Origin of the sequence: Shewanella ulleungensis (genome assembly GCF_014648315.1) — a bacterium.
GTDB lineage: Bacteria > Pseudomonadota > Gammaproteobacteria > Enterobacterales > Shewanellaceae > Shewanella > Shewanella ulleungensis.
Map to the genome: position 1 here is coordinate 1 of NZ_BMQW01000020.1, position 14,950 is coordinate 14,950.

29 protein-coding genes are annotated in these 14,950 nt (G+C 44.5%); all 29 read left to right on the top strand.

Annotation, left to right across the window (positions count from 1 at the left end; all coding sequences use genetic code 11):
• A partial coding sequence (locus IEY40_RS19720) for an EF-Tu C-terminal domain-related protein (RefSeq protein ID WP_198552046.1) occupies positions 1–70 on the top strand: 70 nt, incomplete at its 5' end.
• A 355-nt stretch (positions 71–425) separates the two neighbouring features.
• Positions 426–737 carry a 30S ribosomal protein S10 gene (rpsJ, locus tag IEY40_RS19725; RefSeq protein WP_011635639.1) on the top strand — a complete coding sequence of 104 codons (312 nt, stop codon included), beginning with the start codon at positions 426–428 and terminating at the stop codon, positions 735–737.
• A gap of 27 nt (positions 738–764) precedes the next feature.
• Complete coding sequence (gene rplC, locus IEY40_RS19730) at positions 765–1,403, top strand: 50S ribosomal protein L3 (RefSeq protein ID WP_188959286.1); 639 nt, start codon at positions 765–767, stop codon at positions 1,401–1,403.
• Between the two features lie 16 nt (positions 1,404–1,419).
• Positions 1,420–2,025, top strand: coding sequence for a 50S ribosomal protein L4 (rplD, locus tag IEY40_RS19735; protein ID WP_160056445.1), 606 nt, complete (start codon positions 1,420–1,422; stop codon positions 2,023–2,025).
• On the top strand, positions 2,022–2,324 hold the full coding sequence (gene rplW / locus IEY40_RS19740; RefSeq protein ID WP_124729276.1) for a 50S ribosomal protein L23: 303 nt from the start codon (positions 2,022–2,024) through the stop codon (positions 2,322–2,324). The genes rplD and rplW overlap by 4 nt, the downstream gene beginning before the upstream one ends.
• Before the next feature lie 16 nt (positions 2,325–2,340).
• Entirely contained in the window at positions 2,341–3,165 is an 825-nt protein-coding gene (rplB, locus tag IEY40_RS19745; RefSeq protein ID WP_188959288.1) for a 50S ribosomal protein L2, read from the top strand.
• 15 nt (positions 3,166–3,180) lie between these two features.
• Positions 3,181–3,459, top strand: a complete 279-nt coding sequence (rpsS, locus tag IEY40_RS19750; protein WP_006083596.1) for a 30S ribosomal protein S19 — start codon at positions 3,181–3,183, stop codon at positions 3,457–3,459.
• Positions 3,460–3,474: 15 nt separating this feature from the next.
• Positions 3,475–3,807 carry a 50S ribosomal protein L22 gene (gene rplV, locus IEY40_RS19755; protein WP_011635644.1) on the top strand — a complete coding sequence of 111 codons (333 nt, stop codon included), beginning with the start codon at positions 3,475–3,477 and terminating at the stop codon, positions 3,805–3,807.
• A gap of 12 nt (positions 3,808–3,819) precedes the next feature.
• Entirely contained in the window at positions 3,820–4,509 is a 690-nt protein-coding gene (rpsC, locus tag IEY40_RS19760; RefSeq protein ID WP_188959290.1) for a 30S ribosomal protein S3, read from the top strand.
• 11 nt (positions 4,510–4,520) lie between these two features.
• Positions 4,521–4,931 (top strand): 50S ribosomal protein L16, encoded by a 411-nt coding sequence (gene rplP / locus IEY40_RS19765; protein WP_188959293.1) that lies wholly within the window; start codon positions 4,521–4,523, stop codon positions 4,929–4,931.
• On the top strand, positions 4,931–5,122 hold the full coding sequence (gene rpmC / locus IEY40_RS19770) for a 50S ribosomal protein L29 (protein WP_006083592.1): 192 nt from the start codon (positions 4,931–4,933) through the stop codon (positions 5,120–5,122). Before rplP ends, rpmC begins: the two co-directional genes overlap by 1 nt.
• Positions 5,122–5,370: a 30S ribosomal protein S17 gene (gene rpsQ, locus IEY40_RS19775; RefSeq protein ID WP_160056435.1), complete on the top strand. Its 249-nt coding sequence runs from the start codon at positions 5,122–5,124 to the stop codon at positions 5,368–5,370. Before rpmC ends, rpsQ begins: the two co-directional genes overlap by 1 nt.
• Positions 5,371–5,548: 178 nt before the next feature.
• Positions 5,549–5,917 carry a 50S ribosomal protein L14 gene (rplN, locus tag IEY40_RS19780; protein ID WP_188959295.1) on the top strand — a complete coding sequence of 123 codons (369 nt, stop codon included), beginning with the start codon at positions 5,549–5,551 and terminating at the stop codon, positions 5,915–5,917.
• A gap of 11 nt (positions 5,918–5,928) precedes the next feature.
• Entirely contained in the window at positions 5,929–6,243 is a 315-nt protein-coding gene (gene rplX / locus IEY40_RS19785) for a 50S ribosomal protein L24 (protein WP_160056433.1), read from the top strand.
• 13 nt (positions 6,244–6,256) lie between these two features.
• The gene (gene rplE, locus IEY40_RS19790) at positions 6,257–6,796 is read left to right on the top strand and encodes a 50S ribosomal protein L5 (protein ID WP_160056431.1); all 540 of its coding nucleotides are present in this window, start codon (positions 6,257–6,259) and stop codon (positions 6,794–6,796) included.
• A 10-nt stretch (positions 6,797–6,806) separates the two neighbouring features.
• Positions 6,807–7,112 (top strand): 30S ribosomal protein S14, encoded by a 306-nt coding sequence (gene rpsN / locus IEY40_RS19795; protein WP_188959298.1) that lies wholly within the window; start codon positions 6,807–6,809, stop codon positions 7,110–7,112.
• 24 nt (positions 7,113–7,136) lie between these two features.
• Positions 7,137–7,529, top strand: coding sequence for a 30S ribosomal protein S8 (gene rpsH / locus IEY40_RS19800; protein ID WP_188959299.1), 393 nt, complete (start codon positions 7,137–7,139; stop codon positions 7,527–7,529).
• A 10-nt stretch (positions 7,530–7,539) separates the two neighbouring features.
• The gene (gene rplF, locus IEY40_RS19805; protein ID WP_188959301.1) at positions 7,540–8,073 is read left to right on the top strand and encodes a 50S ribosomal protein L6; all 534 of its coding nucleotides are present in this window, start codon (positions 7,540–7,542) and stop codon (positions 8,071–8,073) included.
• Between the two features lie 10 nt (positions 8,074–8,083).
• Positions 8,084–8,434, top strand: a complete 351-nt coding sequence (gene rplR / locus IEY40_RS19810) for a 50S ribosomal protein L18 (RefSeq protein WP_188740696.1) — start codon at positions 8,084–8,086, stop codon at positions 8,432–8,434.
• Positions 8,435–8,445: 11 nt separating this feature from the next.
• Positions 8,446–8,949, top strand: coding sequence for a 30S ribosomal protein S5 (gene rpsE / locus IEY40_RS19815; protein WP_137224583.1), 504 nt, complete (start codon positions 8,446–8,448; stop codon positions 8,947–8,949).
• A 6-nt stretch (positions 8,950–8,955) separates the two neighbouring features.
• The gene (gene rpmD, locus IEY40_RS19820; RefSeq protein ID WP_137224586.1) at positions 8,956–9,138 is read left to right on the top strand and encodes a 50S ribosomal protein L30; all 183 of its coding nucleotides are present in this window, start codon (positions 8,956–8,958) and stop codon (positions 9,136–9,138) included.
• Positions 9,139–9,142: 4 nt separating this feature from the next.
• A complete protein-coding gene (rplO, locus tag IEY40_RS19825; protein WP_011635657.1) occupies positions 9,143–9,577 on the top strand; it encodes a 50S ribosomal protein L15 in 435 nt (144 codons plus the stop codon).
• Between the two features lie 7 nt (positions 9,578–9,584).
• The gene (secY, locus tag IEY40_RS19830) at positions 9,585–10,925 is read left to right on the top strand and encodes a preprotein translocase subunit SecY (protein WP_188922982.1); all 1,341 of its coding nucleotides are present in this window, start codon (positions 9,585–9,587) and stop codon (positions 10,923–10,925) included.
• A 23-nt stretch (positions 10,926–10,948) separates the two neighbouring features.
• On the top strand, positions 10,949–11,062 hold the full coding sequence (gene rpmJ / locus IEY40_RS19835; RefSeq protein ID WP_006083579.1) for a 50S ribosomal protein L36: 114 nt from the start codon (positions 10,949–10,951) through the stop codon (positions 11,060–11,062).
• Between the two features lie 118 nt (positions 11,063–11,180).
• Positions 11,181–11,537 (top strand): 30S ribosomal protein S13, encoded by a 357-nt coding sequence (gene rpsM, locus IEY40_RS19840; RefSeq protein WP_011635660.1) that lies wholly within the window; start codon positions 11,181–11,183, stop codon positions 11,535–11,537.
• A 17-nt stretch (positions 11,538–11,554) separates the two neighbouring features.
• Positions 11,555–11,947: a 30S ribosomal protein S11 gene (gene rpsK / locus IEY40_RS19845; RefSeq protein ID WP_011635661.1), complete on the top strand. Its 393-nt coding sequence runs from the start codon at positions 11,555–11,557 to the stop codon at positions 11,945–11,947.
• A gap of 32 nt (positions 11,948–11,979) precedes the next feature.
• The gene (gene rpsD, locus IEY40_RS19850) at positions 11,980–12,600 is read left to right on the top strand and encodes a 30S ribosomal protein S4 (RefSeq protein WP_160056419.1); all 621 of its coding nucleotides are present in this window, start codon (positions 11,980–11,982) and stop codon (positions 12,598–12,600) included.
• Between the two features lie 24 nt (positions 12,601–12,624).
• A complete protein-coding gene (locus tag IEY40_RS19855) occupies positions 12,625–13,614 on the top strand; it encodes a DNA-directed RNA polymerase subunit alpha (protein WP_160056417.1) in 990 nt (329 codons plus the stop codon).
• Between the two features lie 40 nt (positions 13,615–13,654).
• Positions 13,655–14,050, top strand: a complete 396-nt coding sequence (rplQ, locus tag IEY40_RS19860; protein WP_160056416.1) for a 50S ribosomal protein L17 — start codon at positions 13,655–13,657, stop codon at positions 14,048–14,050.
• The last annotated feature ends 900 nt before the right edge of the window (positions 14,051–14,950 follow it).

Sequence of the window (14,950 nt, forward strand, 5' to 3'; positions counted from 1 at the left end):
TTTACGTTTCGCTATCCGTGAAGGTGGCCGTACAGTTGGTGCTGGTGTTGTAGCTAAAATTATCGCGTAATAGCGACTTTAGTGAACACTGAAAAAGGAAGCTTCGGCTTCCTTTTTTGTTTTTAGGGTATAATCTGACAATCCGCTAGCATAAATGCACAAATTGTGTAAAATGCGCGGCAATTGATTGTGAAAAGACTTTCTGAAGACTATTTACACAATGGGCTTGATCTCCAATAGAAGATCTGTATAATTGCCCACTCGCTGACATGTGCAGCGAAAATATTTGTTTAGCCTTTTAGGTTATTCATATTCATAGCGACTCCGATTGGGAGTCGAACGGTTAAATCATCTCGCTCTGCTTTTCCAGAAAGGAAAAAGCTAGAGGGTGATTTTTTATGTGTCCATTTTAGGAGCTCTGGTCAATGCAGAACCAAAGAATCCGTATCCGCTTGAAAGGCTTTGATCATCGTTTGATTGATCAGTCTACAGCGGAAATCGTTGAAACTGCTAAGCGTACAGGCGCGCAGGTACGTGGTCCTATTCCACTACCAACACGCAAAGAGCGTTATACCGTTTTGATCTCTCCGCACGTTAATAAAGATGCACGTGATCAGTACGAAATTCGTACCCACAAGCGTTTAGTTGACATCGTAGAGCCAACAGAAAAGACTGTAGACGCATTAATGCGTTTAGATCTTGCGGCTGGTGTCGACGTTCAGATTAGCTTAGGTTAATTGAGATCCTTAGAAGAGGTTTGAGAGATGGCTATCGGTCTTATTGGTCGTAAAGTGGGTATGACTCGCATCTTCACAGAAGATGGTACGTCAATCCCTGTAACAGTAATTGAAATTGCTGGCAACCGCGTTACTCAAGTGAAAACTTTAGAAACTGACGGCTACCGCGCACTTCAAGTGACTACTGGTACCAAAAAAGCCAATCGCATCACTAAAGCAGAAGCAGGTCATTTTGCCAAGGGCGGCGTAGAAGCCGGTCGTGGTTTATGGGAATTGCGTTTAGCAGATGGTGAAGGCGAAGGCATTGAAGTTGGTGCTGAGCTTAATGTTGATATTTTCGCAGAAGTTGTGAAAGTAGATGTTACTGGTCAATCAAAAGGTAAGGGCTTCCAAGGCGGTATTAAACGCTGGAACTTCCGTACCCAAGATGCGACTCACGGTAACTCATTGGCGCACCGCGCGAACGGTTCTATCGGTCAGAACCAAACGCCTGGTCGTGTATTCAAAGGCAAAAAAATGTCAGGTCATATGGGTGCTGAGCAAGTAACTACTCAAAATCTACACGTTGTACGTGTTGATGCAGAGCGTAACTTGTTATTAGTACGCGGCGCAGTTCCAGGCGCTACCAATGGTGATCTAATCATTAAGCCTGCAGTTAAAGCTTAGGTCTGAGGAGATAGTAATGGAATTGGTATTGAAAGACGCGCAAAGCGCTCTTGAAGTTTCCGAAACTACCTTCGGCCGTGACTTTAACGAGGCACTGGTTCATCAGGTAGTTGTAGCTTACGCTGCAAACGCACGTCAGGGCACTCGTGCTCAAAAGACTCGTGCGGAAGTAACTGGCTCTGGTAAAAAGCCATGGCGCCAGAAAGGCACAGGCCGAGCTCGTGCCGGTAGTGTTAAAGGCCCAATCTGGCGTGGCGGTGGCGTAACATTCGCTGCTAAAACCCAAGATCATAGCCAAAAAGTTAACAAGAAGATGTACCGTGGTGCTCTTAAGAGCATTCTGTCTGAATTGGTACGTCAAGAGCGTTTAGTTGTTGTTGAATCATTTAGTGTTGAAGCTCCTAAAACTAAAGAGCTTAAAGCTAAGTTAGCAGCAATGAACTTAGAAGACGTTCTAATTGTTACAGCTGAAGTTGATGAGAATTTATTCTTAGCAGCTCGCAACTTATACAAAGTTGACGTTCGTGACGTAGCGGGTCTAGACCCAGTTAGTCTAATTGCGTTCAACACTGTTCTTGTTACTGCTGATGCAGTGAAGCAAATCGAGGAGATGCTAGCATGATCCGCGAAGAACGTTTGCTAAAAGTGATTCTAGCTCCACATATCTCTGAAAAGAGTACTGTAGTAGCTGAGAAGAACAACACTGTAGTTTTCCGCGTAGCAATCGATGCGACTAAAGCAGAGATCAAAGCTGCAGTAGCGAAGCTATTTGAAGTTGAAGTTGATTCAGTTCGTACTTTAGTTAACAAAGGCAAAACCAAACGCACCGGTGGCCGTGTAGGTCGTCGTAGTGATTGGAAAAAAGCTTATGTAACTTTAGCTGCGGGTGCTGACATCGATTTCGTCGGCGGCGCTGAGTAAGCATAGGAGAATTATCATGGCAGTTATTAAGTGTAAGCCAACCTCTCCAGGTCGTCGCCACGTAGTTAAAGTGGTGAATACAGACCTGCATAAGGGTAAACCTTTTGCTGGCCTGTTGGCGAGAAAAACTAAAAGTGGTGGCCGTAACAACACTGGTCGTATCACTGTACGCCACGTAGGTGGTGGACATAAGCAGCACTATCGTTTAATCGACTTTAAACGCGATAAAGATGGTATCCCTGCGAAAGTTGAACGTCTTGAATACGATCCAAACCGTACAGCGCACATCGCTTTAGTACTGTATGCAGATGGTGAACGTCGTTATATTCTTGCTGCTAAAGGCATGAAAGCTGGCGACCCAATCAAATCTGGTTTGGATGCAGAAATCAAGACTGGTAACGCTATGCCGTTACGCAACATTCCTGTCGGTTCAGTTGTACACGCTGTTGAAATGAAGCCTGGTAAAGGCGCTCAGATCGCACGTTCAGCTGGTGCTTATGTACAAGTTGTTGCTCGTGATGGTGCCTACGCAACTCTACGTCTTCGCTCTGGCGAAATGCGTAAAGTTCCAGTAGATTGCCGCGCGACATTTGGTGAAGTTGGTAATGCCGAACACATGCTACGCCAGTTAGGCAAAGCAGGTGCTAAGCGCTGGAGAGGCATACGCCCTACAGTTCGTGGTGTTGCAATGAACCCAGTAGACCATCCACATGGTGGTGGTGAAGGCCGTACTTCTGGTGGACGTCATCCAGTGAGTCCATGGGGTGTGCCAACTAAGGGTTATAAAACTCGTAGTAACAAGCGCACTGACAAGTACATCGTACGTCGTCGTAATAAATAAGTAAGAGGATTCGCCATGCCACGTTCTCTCAAGAAAGGTCCCTTCATTGACCTGCACTTGCTGAAGAAGGTAGAGAAAGCGATGGAAGCGGGAGATAAAAAGCCAATTAAAACTTGGTCTCGCCGCTCAATGATCATCCCTAATATGATTGGGTTGACCATCGCTGTCCATAATGGTCGTCAGCACGTACCTGTGTTCGTAACTGACGAGATGATTGGCCACAAGCTTGGTGAATTTTCACCAACTCGCACTTATCGCGGCCATGCTGCAGATAAGAAAGCGAAGAAGCGTTAATACGGGAGGAATAAGATGGAAGTTTTAGCTAAACATCGTTTTGCTCGTACGTCTGCGCAGAAGGCCCGTCTAGTTGCTGATCAGATTCGTGGATTGCCAGTTTCTAAGGCCCTCGAGATTTTGACGTTCAGCCCAAAGAAAGCCGCCGTACTGGTTAAGAAAGTACTTGACTCAGCTATCGCAAACGCCGAACACAACGAAGGTGCGGATATTGATGAGCTTAAAGTTGGAGCCGTCTTCGTAGATGAAGGCCCAACAATGAAGCGTATCATGCCACGTGCCAAAGGCCGCGCTGATCGTATCATGAAGCGTACCAGCCACATCACTGTGGTTGTAGCAGATCGCTAGGAGAAGAGAGCAATGGGACAGAAAGTACATCCTAATGGTATCCGTCTGGGTATCACCAAGCCTTGGATCTCTACCTGGTACGCCGATAAATCGGATTATGCAAATAATCTGAACAGCGACTGGGAAGTGCGTCAATATTTAACTGCAAAGTTAAAAGCCGCATCAGTATCTAAGATTGTTATCGAACGCCCAGCGAAAAGCATCCGCGTTACGATTCACACTGCCCGTCCAGGTGTTGTGATTGGTAAGAAAGGTGAAGACGTTGAAGTATTACGTGCACATGTGTCTAAAATCACAGGCACTACTGCTCAAATCAACATCGCTGAAATCCGTAAACCTGAATTAGACGCTAAGTTAGTTGCTGACTCTATTGCTCAGCAATTAGAACGTCGTGTTATGTTCCGTCGTGCTATGAAGCGCGCAGTTCAAAACGCAATGCGCATTGGTGCTCAAGGTATCAAAGTTCAAGTGAGCGGCCGTTTAGGTGGCGCTGAAATCGCACGTGCTGAATGGTATCGTGAAGGTCGTGTACCTTTACATACTTTACGTGCTGATATCGACTACTCAACTGCAGAAAGTCACACGCAATATGGTGTGATTGGTATTAAAGTTTGGATCTTCAAAGGCGAAGTTCTTGACGGTTTAGTACCTGCGATTGAAGAGCCAAAGCAGCAACCTAAGCGTAAGCCTCGTGGTAAATAGGAGAAACTTTTATGCTGCAACCTAAACGTATGAAGTTTCGCAAGATGTTCAAAGGCCGCAACCGTGGTCTAGCGAACGGTACTGAAGTTAGCTTTGGTACTTTCGGTTTGAAAGCAGTCGGCCGTGGCCGTTTAACTGCACGTCAAATTGAATCTGCACGTCGTGCCATGACACGTCATGTTAAACGTCAAGGACAAATTTGGATTCGAGTTTTCCCTGACAAGCCAATTACCTCTAAGCCTCTTGAAGTGCGTATGGGTAAAGGTAAAGGTAACGTTGAATACTGGGTATGTCAGATTCAACCTGGTAAGGTTCTTTATGAGATGGGTGGCGTACCTGAAGCTTTGGCTCGTGAAGCCTTCGCTTTGGCTTCTGCCAAACTTCCTTTAAAGACTACCTTCGTAACTAAGACGGTGATGTAATGAAAGCGAGCGAACTAAGAGAAAAGAGCGTTGAAGAACTTAACGCTGAATTACTTGGTCTGCTGCGTGAGCAGTTTAACCTGCGTATGCAACACGCTACTGGTCAATTGACTCAAACGAATCAATTGAAACTAGTGCGTCGTAACATTGCACGTGTTAAGACCATTATTACTTCTAAGGCAGGTGCGTAATGTCTGATAAAATCCGTACTTTGCAAGGTAAAGTTGTAAGTAACAAGATGGAAAAATCTATCACTGTTGCTATTGAACGCCAAGTGAAACACCCTATTTATGGGAAGTACATTAAGCGTACAACTAAGATCCATGCACATGACGAAACTAATCAGTGTAATGAAGGTGACATCGTGACAATTAGTCAGTGTCGTCCTCTATCTAAGACTAAGTCTTGGACACTTGCTGAAGTAGTAACAAAAGCCTAATTTTTATTAGGATAACGTAAACGGCTCCAGTATTTGGGGCCGTTTGTTTTTTTTGCTATGCATTCATAAAATGTGGTGTTATACTTGCGCGCCATTTTTGAGTAAATTATTGCTTAAATTTGGTTCAAAATATACTCCCATAGTGGGATTGTGTAGTAACGATAGCGGAGCACTTGAAATGATCCAAATGCAATCGACTCTAGACGTCGCATGTAACAGCGGCGCACGCAGAGTTCAGTGTATTAAGGTCTTGGGTGGCTCTCATCGTCGTTATGCCGGTATCGGCGACATCATCAAAGTTTCTGTTAAAGAAGCAATTCCTCGCGCTAAAGCGAAGAAAGGTGATGTATATAACGCGGTGGTAGTCCGTACTAAGAAAGGCGTACGTCGTCCAGACGGTTCTGTCATTCGCTTCGATCGGAATGCAGCGGTATTGCTTAACGCAAACCTTGCACCGATTGGTACTCGTATCTTTGGCCCAGTGACACGTGAATTGCATAATGATAAATTCATGAAAATTGTCTCGCTGGCACCAGAAGTACTGTAAGGAGCTTCAAAATGGCAGCTAAAATCCGTCGTGAAGACGAAGTAGTAATATTAGCAGGTAAAGACAAGGGTAAACGCGGTAAGGTTTCTCAAGTTCTACCTACTGGTAAATTAATTGTTGAAGGCATCAATCTAGTTAAAAAGCACCAGAAGCCAAACCCACAATTGGGCGTGACTGGTGGCGTTATCGAGAAAGAAGCACCGATGCAAGCATCAAACGTTGCGATCTTTAACCAAGCCACAGGCAAGGCGGATCGTGTTGGTTTCCGATTTGAAGACGGTAAAAAAGTCCGTTTCTTTAAGTCGAACAGCGAACTCGTTAAGTAATTTGGAGTAAACGATGGCGAAACTGCATGATAAATATCAAGAGACTGTAGTCGCTGAACTAGCTAAAAAGTTCGGTTATAGCAGTGTCATGCAAGTCCCTCGGATTGAGAAAATCACCCTTAATATGGGTGTTGGTGAAGCTGTTGCAGATAAGAAAGTTATGGAGCATGCGCTTCGTGACATGACTGCAATCGCTGGCCAAAAACCAGTTGTAACTGTTGCTCGTAAATCAGTTGCTGGTTTTAAAATCCGTGAAGGCTACCCTATTGGCTGTAAAGTTACCCTACGCGGTGAGCGTATGTGGGAATTCTTAGAGCGTCTAGTTGACATTGCAATCCCACGTATTCGTGACTTCCGTGGCTTAAGCGCTAAAGCGTTTGACGGCCGTGGTAACTACGCAATGGGTGTGAAAGAGCAGATAATCTTCCCAGAAATCGATTACGATAAAATCGATAAAATTCGCGGTATGGATATTGTTATCACTACCACTGCGAAGAATGACGAAGAAGGTCGTGCTTTGTTGACCGCTTTTAACTTCCCATTTAAGAAATAAGGGTAGCATAATGGCTAAAACATCTATGAAAGCACGTGAAGCAAAACGTGCGCAGCTCGTAGCTAAGTACGCTGAGAAGCGTTTAGCACTTAAGGCTACTATCAGTAATCCAGAATCTTCTGACGAAGATCGTTGGGATGCTGTACTTAAGTTGCAAGCACTACCACGTGATTCAAGCGCATCGCGTCAACGCAATCGCTGTAATCAAACTGGTCGCCCACATGGCGTTTTACGTAAATTCGGCTTAAGCCGTATTAAATTACGTGAAGCAACTATGCGCGGTGAAGTTCCTGGTCTACGTAAGGCCAGCTGGTAAGCACTTGTCACGGAGTAAGCTAATATGAGCATGCAAGATCCTATTGCGGATATGTTAACCCGTATTCGTAACGGCCAAGCTGCTAACCACGTATCTGTAAAGATGCCTTCAGCTAAGTTAAAAGTAGCAATCGCGAAATTACTTAAAGATGAAGGTTTCATTACTGACTACGCCGTAGCAGATGAAGCTAAGCCTGAATTAGAAATTACATTAAAGTATTTTCAAGGCAAACCAGTCGTTGAGACTATCCAGCGCGTAAGCCGTCCTGGTCTTCGTATTTACAAAGGTAAAGACGAACTTCCAAAGGTTATGGGCGGTCTGGGTATCGCAATTGTGTCCACTTCTAAAGGCTTGATGACTGATCGTGCTGCCCGCCAATTTGGCTCGGGTGGCGAGGTTATCTGCTACGTAGCGTAAGGAGTTAGTAATGTCTCGTGTTGCAAAGGCACCAGTCACTATCCCTGCTGGCGTAGAGGTGACTATAAGCGAACAGACTTTAACCGTCAAAGGCGGTAAAGGAAGTCTGACTCGAGTAATCAATAATGCGGTTAATGTTGTTATTGAAGATGCACAAATTAAGTTCCTACCTGTTGAAGGCGTTTCTGACGCTTGGGCACAGGCTGGTACTACTCGTGCACTTGTAAACAATATGATTGTTGGTGTATCTCAAGGTTTTGTGAAGAAACTTAAATTGGTTGGTGTTGGTTACCGTGCAAAAATTGCTGGTAGCGACTTAGACCTAACATTAGGTTTCTCTCATCCATTAGTACACAAACTTCCCGCAGGCGTAACAGCTGAATGTCCTAGTCAAACTGAAATCGTCTTAACTGGCGTTGATAAACAGTTAGTAGGTCAAACTGCAGCCAACATTCGTGGTTACCGTCCACCAGAGCCTTATAAAGGCAAAGGTGTTCGCTATGACGACGAAGTTGTACGCCGTAAAGAGGCTAAGAAGAAGTAGGTAACGCGATATGGATAAGAAAACATCTCGCTTACGTCGCGCTTTACGTGCACGTAAGAAGATCCAAGAGCTAGGCGTGAACCGTCTGGTTGTACATCGTACACCGCGTCACATCTATGCTCAGGTGATCAGTCCTGAATTTAAGGTGTTAGCTGCTGCGTCAACTGTTGAAAAAACAGTTAAAGAGCAACTAAAGAGTACCGGAAACGTAGATGCGGCTAAAGCAGTAGGTAAAACTGTTGCTGAGCGTGCGATCGAGAAGGGCGTAGCTGTTGTTGCGTTCGACCGTTCTGGATTCAAGTATCATGGTCGTGTAGCTGCTCTAGCAGATGCCGCTCGTGAAGCTGGCCTGAAATTCTAAGGGGTTATAAAATGGCTAAATTAGAAGCTCAGCAAAAAGACGATCTGCAAGAAAAATTGATTGCAGTTAATCGTGTTTCTAAAGTAGTTAAGGGCGGTCGTATCTTTAGCTTCACAGCACTAACAGTAGTGGGTGATGGTAACGGTAAGATCGGCTATGGCTATGGAAAAGCGCGTGAAGTTCCAGCTGCTATTCAAAAAGCAATGGAAAAAGCCCGTCGTAACATGGTAACCGTGGAGTTGAATGCAGGTACTTTGCATCACCCAGTTAAAGGTCGCCATACTGGTTCAAAAGTTTATATGCAACCAGCATCAGAGGGTACCGGTATTATTGCCGGTGGCGCAATGCGTGCCGTATTAGAAGTTGCAGGCGTTCATAACGTTCTGTCAAAAGCATACGGTTCTACTAACCCGATCAACATCGTTCGCGCAACTGTCGATGCGTTGGTGCACATGAAGTCACCAGCTCAAATCGCAGCAAAACGTGGCCTGAATGTTGATGAAATTCGGGGGTAATGCACCATGGCTACTAAAACTTTAAAAGTAACACAGACTAAAAGCAGCATCGGTCGTTTACCAAAACACCGTGCTACCCTAACCGGTTTAGGTCTGCGTCGTATTGGTCACACTGTAGAAGTTGAAGATACTCCTTCAGTTCGCGGTATGATCAATAAGGTGTACTACATGGTTTCGGTGGAGGAATAAGATAATGCGTCTAAATACTCTATCTCCAGCAGCAGGTTCTAAATCTGCTCCTAAGCGTGTAGGCCGTGGTATTGGTTCAGGTTTAGGTAAAACAGCGGGTCGCGGCCATAAAGGTCAGAAGTCTCGTTCAGGCGGCGGCGTTCGCGTCGGCTTCGAAGGTGGTCAAATGCCACTTAAGATCCGTCTACCTAAGTTTGGTTTTACCTCGCGTCGCGCTTTGGTAACAGCTGAAGTTCGTTTACTCGAACTAGCAAAAGTTAACGGTGATGTTGTCGATTTGAATGCACTGAAAGATGCGAACGTTATTACTCGCAACATCCAGTTTGCGAAAATCGTTCTTTCAGGTACCATTGACCGCCCAGTGACTGTAAAAGGTCTAAAGGTAACCAAAGGTGCTCGTGCAGCTATTGAAGCTGCCGGTGGCAAGATCGAGGAATAATACGTCGATGGCAAAACCAGGACTTGATTTAAAAAGCGCGAAAGGCGGTTTGTCTGAACTGAAAACTCGTCTTCTGTTCGTGATTGGTGCGATTATCGTCTTTAGAGCCGGTTCGTTCGTGCCAATTCCTGGTATTGACGCAGCTGTATTAGCAGAGCTTTTTGCTCAGCAGAAAGATACCATCCTTGGCATGTTTAACATGTTCTCGGGTGGTGCTTTAGAGCGTGCTTCTATCTTTGCATTAGGTATAATGCCGTATATTTCGGCATCTATTATCATGCAGTTATTGACTGTTGTGCATCCTGCACTTGCTGAATTGAAAAAAGAAGGCGAGTCAGGGCGTAAGAAAATCAGTCAATATACTCGATATGGCACACTTGTGTTGGGTACATTGCAATCTATCGGTATTGCAACGGGTTTACCAAATCTTATGCCTGGCCTTGTAGCCAATCCAGGATTTGGTTTCTACTTTGTTGCTGTTGTAAGTTTAGTCACAGGAACTATGTTCCTTATGTGGTTAGGTGAGCAAATTACCGAACGTGGTATTGGTAATGGTATCTCGATTTTAATTTTCGCAGGTATTGTTGCAGGTTTACCATCGGCTATCGGCTCAACAGCCGAGCAAGCTCGTCAAGGTGACATGAATGTATTGGTACTACTGCTGCTCGCGGTTATCGTATTTGCAGTAACTTATTTAGTGGTATTTGTGGAACGTGGTCAACGTCGTATCGTCGTTAATTACGCTAAACGCCAGCAAGGCCGTAAGGTTTTCGCAGCGCAAAGCACCCACTTACCATTAAAAGTGAACATGGCAGGTGTGATTCCACCAATTTTTGCATCCAGCATTATTTTGTTCCCAGGCACACTGGCTCAGTGGTTTGGTCAAAATGAGTCTATGTCATGGTTAAGCGATTTCGCTTTAGCTGTGTCACCTGGACAACCGCTGTATTCATTATTGTACGCGACAGCAATCATCTTTTTCTGTTTCTTCTATACTGCGTTGGTTTTCAATCCACGCGAAACAGCGGATAATCTGAAAAAGAGTGGTGCATTCATTCCTGGGATCCGTCCCGGAGAACAGACTTCGCGTTACATAGATAAAGTCATGACACGTTTAACCCTAGCGGGTGCGCTGTACATTACCTTTATCTGCTTAATTCCGGAGTTCATGTTAATTGCGTGGAAAGTACAGTTCTATTTTGGCGGTACTTCACTACTAATTATTGTAGTCGTAATCATGGACTTCATGGCTCAGGTTCAGACCCATATGATGTCTCATCAATATGAGTCTGTGATGAAGAAAGCTAATCTTGTGAACAAAGCAAATTTAGATCGCTTTGGTAAATAAGATTACTTTAACGGAGTGATGAAATGAAAGTTCGAGCTTCCGTGAAGAAGATCTGCCGTAATTGCAAGATCGTCAAGCGTAGTGGCGTTGTGCGCGTTATCTGTGTTGAACCAAAACACAAACAGCGTCAAGGCTAAGAAAGAAGTTTGGTCAGCTCAATAATGGGCTGACCAAAAATATTGTTTGCAAATCTGTCGTCTGTCGAGTATCCTTTCGGGCTTTTCGCAGATGGCCTTTAACTTTAAGGAGTGCATAGTGGCCCGTATCGCTGGCATTAACATTCCTGATCAAAAGCATACAGTCATTGCATTGACTGCAATCTTTGGTATTGGACGTACTCGCGCTAGAGCAATCTGCGCATCTACTTCAATCGCTGAAGACGCTAAGATCAAGGAATTGAGCGAAGCTCAAATAGATATCCTACGCGAAGAAGTCGCCAAATACACCGTAGAAGGTGACTTGCGTCGTGAGATTTCAATGAACATCAAACGTCTTATGGACCTTGGTTGTTATCGTGGTCTCCGCCATCGTCGTAGCCTGCCTCTTCGTGGGCAACGTACAAAGACCAATGCGCGTACGCGTAAAGGTCCACGTAAACCAATAAGAAAGTAACGGGAAGGTAAACCAAAATGGCTAAAGTTCCGTCACGTTCTCCGCGTAAGCGCGTACGTAAACAGGTTGCAGATGGCATGGCTCATATCCATGCGTCTTTCAACAACACAATTGTCACCATTACAGATCGTCAAGGTAATGCGTTGTCATGGGCTACCTCAGGTGGTTCTGGTTTCCGTGGTTCACGTAAATCAACGCCATTCGCTGCACAGGTTGCTGCTGAGCGTGCAGGTATTGCCGCTCAAGACTACGGTGTTAAAAACCTTGAAGTTTTCGTGAAGGGTCCAGGTCCAGGTCGTGAATCAGCCATTCGTGCGCTGAACGCTGTTGGTTATAAAATAACTAACATTACCGATGTGACGCCTATCCCTCATAATGGCTGTCGTCCACCTAAAAAACGTCGTGTATAACACTGCGTATATAGGATAGTTGGAGAAAGATCATGGCAAGATACTTGGGTCCTAAGCTCAAGCTCAGCCGCAGAGAAGGTACAGACCTTTTCCTAAAAAGCGGTGTGAGAGCAATCGATTCGAAGTGTAAGCTTGAAGCTGCACCAGGACAACATGGCGCACGTAAGCCACGTTTGTCTGAGTACGGTTTACAGCTACGCGAGAAACAAAAAGTTCGTCGTATTTACGGTGTGCTAGAAAAGCAATTCCGTAACTATTACAAAGAAGCTGCACGTCTAAAAGGTAATACTGGTGAAAACTTATTACAACTTTTAGAAGTCCGCCTAGATAACGTAGTTTATCGTATGGGTTTTGGATCTACACGCGCAGAATCACGTCAGCTAGTAAGCCATAAATCTGTTATGGTTAACGGTCGTGTTGTTAACATTCCGTCATTCAAAGTGTCTGCGAATGATGTTGTAAGCATCCGTGAAAAGTCACGTACTCAAGCTCGTATCAAAGCGGCTTTAGAAGTGGCTGGTCAACGCGAGAAGCCTACATGGGTAGAAGTCGACAGTGCGAAAATGGAAGGTGCTTTCAAGCGTATTCCAGAACGTAGCGATTTGTCTGCGGATATTAACGAACAGCTGATCGTCGAGCTTTACTCTAAGTAAAGCTAACAAACAAGAGAGGACACAATGCAGGGTTCTGTTACAGAATTTCTTAAACCGCGTCTCGTTGATATTGAGCAGGTTAATTCAACTCGCGCCAAAGTTACACTAGAGCCACTCGAACGTGGTTTTGGCCATACCTTAGGTAACGCGTTGCGTCGCATCCTATTGTCGTCTATGCCAGGCTGTGCAGTTACTGAAGTCGAAATTGACGGAGTACTGCATGAGTACAGCAGTAAGGAAGGCGTACAAGAAGATATCCTTGAGATATTGCTTAATCTTAAGGGATTAGCAGTGACTATCGAGGGTAAAGACGAGGCTTTGCTTACATTAAGCAAGTCCGGCACAGGCCCTGTTACAGCAGCAGATATCACACATGATGGTGATGTTACCATTATGAATCCTGATCATGTTATCTGTCACTTGACTGGTAATAATGATATCAGCATGCGTATCCGCGTTGAGCGTGGTCGTGGTTATGTGCCTGCTTCGGCTCGTGCACAAACTGAAGACGACGATCGCCCAATCGGTCGCTTGTTGGTTGATGCTTCATTCTCACCTGTAGCTCGCATTGCTTATAATGTAGAAGCCGCTCGTGTAGAACAGCGCACTGACTTAGATAAACTTGTGATTGATATGACCACTAATGGTACTATCGATCCTGAGGAAGCAATTCGTCGTTCTGCAACAATTTTAGCTGAACAGCTAGATGCGTTTGTTGAGCTACGTGATGTTACTGAGCAGGCTGTTGTAGAAGAGAAACCGGAGTTTGATCCGATTTTGCTGCGTCCTGTCGACGATTTAGAGCTAACTGTACGTTCGGCTAACTGTTTAAAAGCCGAAGCGATTCATTACATCGGAGATCTGGTACAACGCACTGAAGTTGAGTTGCTTAAGACCCCTAACTTAGGTAAGAAGTCTCTTACTGAAATTAAGGATGTTTTAGCGTCTCGCGGACTGTCGTTAGGTATGCGTCTTGAAAACTGGCCTCCAGCTAGTTTAGCAGACGACCTATAAGTCTCAGGTTAGTACAGATTTAGGTTATAAGGATTAGGTCATGCGCCATCGTAAGAGTGGTCGTCAACTAAACCGCAACAGCAGTCATCGTCAAGCTATGTTCCGTAACATGGCTTGTTCAATAGTTCGTCATGAGATTATCAAGACAACTACTGTTAAAGCGAAAGAACTGCGTCGCGTAGTTGAACCTCTAATAACACTTGCTAAAGTTGACAGCGTTGCAAATCGCCGTTTAGCTTTCGCTCGTACCCGCGACGCTGAAGTTGTAGGTAAGTTATTTACTGAATTGGGTCCACGCTTCCAGGAACGTCCTGGCGGTTACACCCGTATTCTTAAGTGTGGCCTACGTGCCGGTGATAAAGCCCCAATGGCTTACATCGAGTTAGTAGGTCGCCCTGAAGCTGCTGAAGCTGTTGAAGTTGAAGCTGCTGAGTAATTAAATTACTCAAATAAAAACCGAGCTTAGGCTCGGTTTTTTTATATCTATCATTTTCTTCACTAATGTAATTCACTATGTTAGTTGAGTCTCATTCTGCTATCGTCATTTATATATTGTGTCGTTCCTACAAAATTTTTCTAAGTCAGTGCGCTGTTCTATTTTTAACTATAAAGATTTTTCCTGACCTAAATCCCAAGTTTATTCATTACTTATGAAGCTTCAATCATCAATGTTATTGCACCACATGACTAAGATGGTGTTTTTATGCTGTAGCTACAAAGTGCTCCTAAAACTCAATCATCAAAATCATATTTAAATGTGGCACAAATTATGGTCCATCTGGTTGGGCGGATTAAAGACAAAGCTTCTGTTTTGATGATTTATACCAATCCGCATTAGAATTTGCTCTTTTAGCGAAAATTATCAGTGAGGTATTCGAGGCAGCCTTTTGAAGACATATTCGTTCTCGGCAACTTCTCCTGCGTTGCTCTACCTCCTGCATCCATGCAGTCGTACGTTAAAAAATGCTAACAAAGAAGACCACTCTGATAAATTCGCCCTTCGAGGCTGTGTCACAACCCCCATTACTGCTTCAAATGACTTTGATCTAGAGGACTACACCTACAGTCATTTTCATTGTACTGGGGTAGTGACGCAGCTTAAAATAGATCATATTCTAATAAGGATTGTTTTTACTATCACTTCATCCCTCTATTTTATAATTATTGCCTATCTTATTGCTTCTACTGGTCGTTTCTGTTTGAATTTTTGATAGGCAGATAGGCAGATAGGCAGATAGGCAGATAGGCAGATAGGCAGATAGGCAGATAGGCAGATAGGCAGATAGGCAGATAGGCAGATAGGCAGATAGGCAGATAGGCAGATAGGCAGATAGGC